This is a genomic window from Mesorhizobium sp., from assembly GCF_005063415.1.
GTDB lineage: Bacteria > Pseudomonadota > Alphaproteobacteria > Rhizobiales > Rhizobiaceae > Mesorhizobium.
This window is the reverse complement of record NZ_SUEG01000230.1, coordinates 1-5364: the sequence shown is the minus strand read 5'-3', so window position 1 is coordinate 5364 and position 5364 is coordinate 1. Positions and strand designations below refer to the sequence as shown.

Sequence of the window (5364 nt, the reverse complement as noted above, 5' to 3'; positions counted from 1 at the left end):
CAATCTGTTTCGCGCCGACGCCTATCTGTTGAAGAAGATCGTTGCGTCGGCCGGCTCGCTGCTCGATGAGGTGCGGACCGATCCGCACCATCCGATGCGAGCCGAATTCGACCTTTTCGTCGGGACCTTCGTCGAGCGGCTGAGGACATCCAAACAATATGCCAGGCGCGCCGAAAAGCTGAAGCGCGATTTCCTTGCCCGGCCGGAGCTCAGCGCGCTGGCCGGCGATATGTGGGACAGCCTGCGGCTGTTCATCGAGCAGGACGCCAAGGCGCCGAATTCGATGATCCGCGACCATCTCGCCACCATGTTCGTCGAGGTCGGCCGCCATCTTGCCGACGACGCGCAGATCAGGGCCGACATGAACCAGGGGTTCATCGTGGCGCTTGCGTCCTTCGTCGAAAGCCAGAAGAGCGGCGTGTCCAAATTCATCGCCGACCAGGTCAAGCGCTGGGACCTCGCGCAACTGACAAGGCTTATAGAAATGAACATCGGCAAGGACCTGCAATATATTCGCTTCAACGGCATGATCATCGGTGGCCTTGCCGGGCTCGTGCTCTACACCGCCGAACGGCTGTTTCTCGTCGGCTGACTCGTCCGAATGGACCGCTGAGCTTTGCTGCACTATCTTCCGAGCAGTGGCGGCGTTCACGGCAACAGGGGGAGAGTACCAGCATGGCAAAACGACCGGAGTCCGAGTCCTTCATCGACATGTTCGGCAAGTTCGGCCGCGACCTGAAGCTGCCGAATGTCGACGTCGAGGCGATCCTCGCTCACAACCGCAAAAACTTGGAAGCGCTGGAGAAGTCGGCCCGGGCGAGTGCCGCCGGAGCGTCGGCGCTGTTGTCCAGGCAACGCGAGATGCTGCAGGACACGCTGCGCGAAATCACCGACATGGCACAAAACTACAGGGCGCCCGGCAATCCGCAGGAAATGATGCAGAAGCAGGCGGCGTTCGCGAGGAAATCCTTCGAGACCGCGCTGAAGAATGCCGGCGAGATGGCCGAACTGGCGAGGGCGTCCGGCACCGAATCGATCGAAATCCTGCGCAGCCGCATCAAGGAGGCGATGGAGGAGATCCGCGCCGGCCACGACAAGAAGTAAGCTGTTCCCCGGCAGCACACTTGCCGGCGGCAAAGACCGGCGGCTCGGCCGAAGATTATGCGCTGGAATCGCATTGGCGAATTGACAGGGGCGGCCCGTCGTGGTCCGGAACAGGCAAGCGATCGGGAAAGCAGGAATGACGCAGATACGGCCGAGGACGCCGCCGACCTTCGAGCAACTCAGGGCGATGGCCGGGCAGGAGTTGGGCGTCTCGGACTGGACACTGGTCGATCAGCACCGCATCGACCAGTTTGCCGAATGCACTGGCGATCATCAATGGATCCATGTCGATCCCGAGCGGGCGAAGCGGCAAAGCCCGTTCCGCACCACGATCGCGCATGGCTATCTGACCCTGTCGATCATCGGCGCGCTGGCGCTCGAGATGGGCATCGTGCCCGAAAACACGCAGGCCGCGTTCAACTACGGTTTCGACAAAGTGCGTTTCGTGGCGCCGGTCAGGGTCGGCTCGCGGATCAGGCTGCGCACCACGCTGTTGTCGATGGAAGACAAAGGCCCGGGGCAATATCTGATGAAAGCTGCCAATACGGTCGAGATCGAAGGCGAGCAGAGGCCGGCGCTGACCGCCGAGACGCTCGTCATGCTTTACGCGCGCCGCAAGCGGGCCGGCACCTGAGAGACCGTTTGGAAACTCTACTCTGGCGGCCATCTGATGGTGGTTTCTGCGCTTCCGGCCTTCGCCGGCCGAAGCACCCCATGAGGGGCCTCGGCAGTTAATGCTACGGCCGGCGTAGGCCGGTGCTCACGGACCTAAATGTCCGCTGCGCTCCGGTTCTCGAAACCACCATCATATGACTCGTCAGAGCGAATTTCGAAACGGTCTCCGAGGACACGGCCTCAGACAGGTGCGCGGCAGCGCAATCAACGCGACATCGCCTCTTCAAGCGCCCTGAAAATCCGGTCGTCTCCCGATTGGGCGACGTTGAAGCGCATGTAACGGCTGGCCGACCGGGACAGGCTGAACGCATTGCCGGGCGCAAGCACGACATTGGCCGTCAGTGCGTGGCGGGCGACATCCGCGGCATCTATCCCCTCCGGCAGCCTGCACCATAAAAACATGCCGGCGGGCTGATCTATCCATGGCACGATGCCGATCGCCCTGAGGCGGATGCTGGTTTCCTCCATGGCGCGCGAGAGCCGCGCGCGCAGCAGGTCGACGTGCTTGCGATAGAGACCATCCTTCAGCAGCGTCAGTACCAGTTCGGATGCAAGCCGACCGCTGCCAAACGATGTGGCGATCTTGAGATCGGTCAATCCTTCCATCCAGTCGCGAGGAGCGGCGATGAAGCCGCAGCGCACCGATGCCGACAGCGTCTTGGAAAAGCTTCCGATGTGGATGACCCGGCTGAGGCCGTCGAAGGCCGCCAGCCTGGGCGCGGGCGTGTGTTCGAAATCGGCGAAGATATCGTCCTCGATGATTGTCAGCCCCGACTGGTCGGCGAGCTTCAGCACCCGATGGGCAACGACCGGGGACAATATAGCGCCTGTCGGATTGTGGAGCGCCGAATTGGTAATGTAGAGGCGCGGCCGATGCTCGTTCAGCGCCTGCGCGAACAGTTCGATGTCCGGACCCGAGCGCGTGTAGGGGACGCTGATCACCTTGGCCCGATGGGCGCGCAACAGGGCATGGAAGTTGAAGTAGCAGGGATCGTCGACCAGCACCGTGTCACCCGATTCGAGCAGGAACCGGCACAGCAGGTCGATCGCCTGAGTGCCCGACTCCGTCAGCATGATCTGGTCCGGAGAGGCTTCGATGCCGTGCTCGGCCATGCGCCGCGCCAGCAGATGGCGCAGCGCCGGCAATCCGAGCGGCGTGCCGTAATCGGTCAGCGCGGCACCGTCGGCGCGGGCCACCGTCCGCAATGCCCGACGCAATCCAGCCTCGGGCATCCATGCGGCCGGCAGCCAGCCGCAACCCGGTTTCAGGACGCCGTCGCCGGCTTCCAGCGATTGGCGCGAGACCCACAGCGGGTCGACAGCACGGTCAAGCCTGGGGCCGATCTCGGCCAGCGACAGCGGAGCCAACGGTCCGGCGGCATAGAAGCCCGAGCCCGGCCGCGAGCGGATCATGCCTTCCGCCGCAAGACGCTCATAGGCCTCGACCACGGTTGACTTGGAAACCTGCATGGCCTTGGCGAAAGCCCGGATCGAAGGCAGCCGCATTCCCGGTGTCAGGCTGCGCGCGGCGATCCTGTGCCTGATCGTCGCCATGACGCTTTCGACAAGCGTCCGGCTGCCCTCATCTGTTGTCGTCTGCTCATCCATCCGTACTGCTCAGCCTACCATGACGGTTTTGTCAAACTGTACCTCATTGTCTCTGGCGGAGCCATACGCCCGGCCCGATAGAGGGCGAAAACGAGCGGGGCATCGATGGACAAGGCGGCGAGTAGTTGGGCGGCGAGTGGTTGGGCGGCGAGTAGCTGGGCGGCGAGTGGCTGGGTCAACGGGTTCATAGGCGTGCTGATCTTCAGCGGTTCGCTCCCGGCGACGCGCGTGGCGGTGATGGATTTCGATCCGGTGTTCGTAACGGTCGCCCGTGCGGCTTCGGCGGGCATCCTCGGCCTGGCGCTGCTGCTTCTCTTTCGCCAGAAGCGCCCGGAGCGGCGAGATCTGTTCCCGCTGGCGATCGTGGCGCTTGGCGTCGTGGTCGGCTTTCCCCTGCTGACGGCGCTGGCGCTCAAGCACATCAATTCGGCTCACTCCATCATTTTCGTCGGCCTGTTGCCGTTGGCGACCGCGATCTTCGGCGTGGTTCGAGGCGGTGATCGCCCGAAGCCGGCGTTCTGGCTGTTCTCGTGCCTCGGCAGCGGCCTTGTTGCCGGTTTTGCAGTCACGCAAGGCCTGTCGGTCTCGCCGCTCGGCGACATCTTGATGCTGGCCGCCATCATCGTGTGCGGATTGGGCTATGCGGAAGGAGCGGCGCTGTCGCGCAAGCTCGGCGGTTGGCAGGTGATTTCGTGGGCGCTGGTGCTGTCGCTGCCGGTCATGCTGGCGCTGACGTTCATCACCATGCCGCCGTCGCTCGAAAGTGCCGGCAGGGGCGCCTGGATTGGCCTGGCCTATGTTTCGCTGTTCAGCATGCTGATCGGTTTCGTGTTCTGGTATCGCGGCCTGGCGCAAGGCGGCATCGCCGCGGTCGGGCAGTTGCAACTGCTGCAGCCTTTCTTCGGCCTCGGGCTGGCGGCAGCGCTGCTGCATGAGCAGGTCAGTCCCGCCATGATCGGCGTCACCGCCGCCGTCGTGCTTTGCGTCGTCGGTGCCAAGAGATATGCGAGATAGGTGCGCCGGCTGCCGGAGTTGCATGCGAACCGGGTGGAATCCTCAAGGATGCTTGGCAACGATATCTGTTCGCCCGGCAGTGGCGCGGGCTGAAAATACCGCAAGGATCAGCGCCGCCACTACCAGGGCCGTCGCGACCTGGAAAGTGACCTGCATGCCGCGTGCGGCTGCCGCAGATGCCAATATCTGCTGACCGGTGCCTTCGCTTCCGCCAGCCGATGCGAAGGCAAACACCGCGCCCATTACGGACGCACCGGTGATCAGGCCGAGATTGCGCGACAGATTGAGCAGGCCGGAGACGACCCCGCGCTGGTCGGATGCCACACCGGTCATCACGGCTGAATTGTTGGAGGTCTGAAACAGGCTGTAGCCGGTGCAGACGATGATGATTGGTACGACATAGCCGGCAATACCGAATTCCGCCCGCGACAGAGCAAAGGTACCAATAACGAGAGCGAACAGGCCGACGATCATCATCCGGCGCGCCCCGAAACGATCGACCAGGCGTCCGGCCGGCAGCGCCGCCAGTGCGGTAACCAGGGGGCCGGTCGACAGAACCAGCCCGACCATGGCTGCGTCCAACCTCAGCGCGCGCGACAGATAAAATGGCGCGACCACCAGCGTCGCCATCATCACGGTGGCGACGATCAGGCTCATGGCGAGGCTTGCGTTCAAGGCCTGGTCGCGGAACCTGGCAGGCTGGATCAAAGGGTTCTCGGCCCTTGTCTGCGCAATGACGAACAGGAGGCCACCCACAGCGGCGGCAATCAGCAAGCCGACATTGAGAGAACCAAAACTGCCGCGCCCAAGGGTGACGGCGAGCGCATAGGCGGCCAGCGTCAGCGCGAGCAAAGCCGTGCCGATGCCGTCGAAACCGCGCCGATCTGCCGTCTTTTTTCCGGCCGGCAGGACGCGCCAGGCGAGCGCGAAGGCCAGCATCCCCAACGGCAGATTGATGAGGAA

The 5364-nt window shown here is 63.6% G+C and carries 6 protein-coding genes; 4 read left to right on the top strand and 2 right to left on the bottom strand.

Annotated elements, in window-relative coordinates; all coding sequences use genetic code 11:
* From E5W70_RS30585 to E5W70_RS30575, 3 genes are all read left to right on the top strand, one after another.
* The coding region (locus E5W70_RS30585; RefSeq protein ID WP_292664994.1) for a DUF445 family protein at positions 1-592 on the top strand (592 nt) is incomplete at its 5' end.
* An 83-nt stretch (positions 593-675) separates the two neighbouring features.
* Positions 676-1104 (top strand): phasin family protein, encoded by a 429-nt coding sequence (locus E5W70_RS30580; RefSeq protein ID WP_292664993.1) that lies wholly within the window; start codon positions 676-678, stop codon positions 1102-1104.
* Positions 1105-1240: 136 nt separating this feature from the next.
* Positions 1241-1738, top strand: a complete 498-nt coding sequence (locus E5W70_RS30575; protein ID WP_292664992.1) for a MaoC family dehydratase — start codon at positions 1241-1243, stop codon at positions 1736-1738.
* Positions 1739-1983: 245 nt separating this feature from the next.
* Here the strand turns inward: E5W70_RS30575 and E5W70_RS30570 are convergent, their stop codons facing one another.
* On the bottom strand, positions 1984-3387 hold the full coding sequence (locus tag E5W70_RS30570; RefSeq protein ID WP_292664991.1) for a PLP-dependent aminotransferase family protein: 1404 nt from the start codon (positions 3385-3387) through the stop codon (positions 1984-1986).
* 105 nt (positions 3388-3492) lie between these two features.
* Between E5W70_RS30570 and E5W70_RS30565 the strand changes: the two genes are divergently transcribed.
* Positions 3493-4401, top strand: a complete 909-nt coding sequence (locus E5W70_RS30565) for a DMT family transporter (protein WP_292664990.1) — start codon at positions 3493-3495, stop codon at positions 4399-4401.
* Between the two features lie 42 nt (positions 4402-4443).
* Here E5W70_RS30565 and E5W70_RS30560 read toward each other — a convergent pair.
* Positions 4444-5364, bottom strand: a 921-nt coding sequence (locus E5W70_RS30560; RefSeq protein ID WP_292664989.1) for an MFS transporter, incomplete at its 5' end; no start/stop codon positions are given.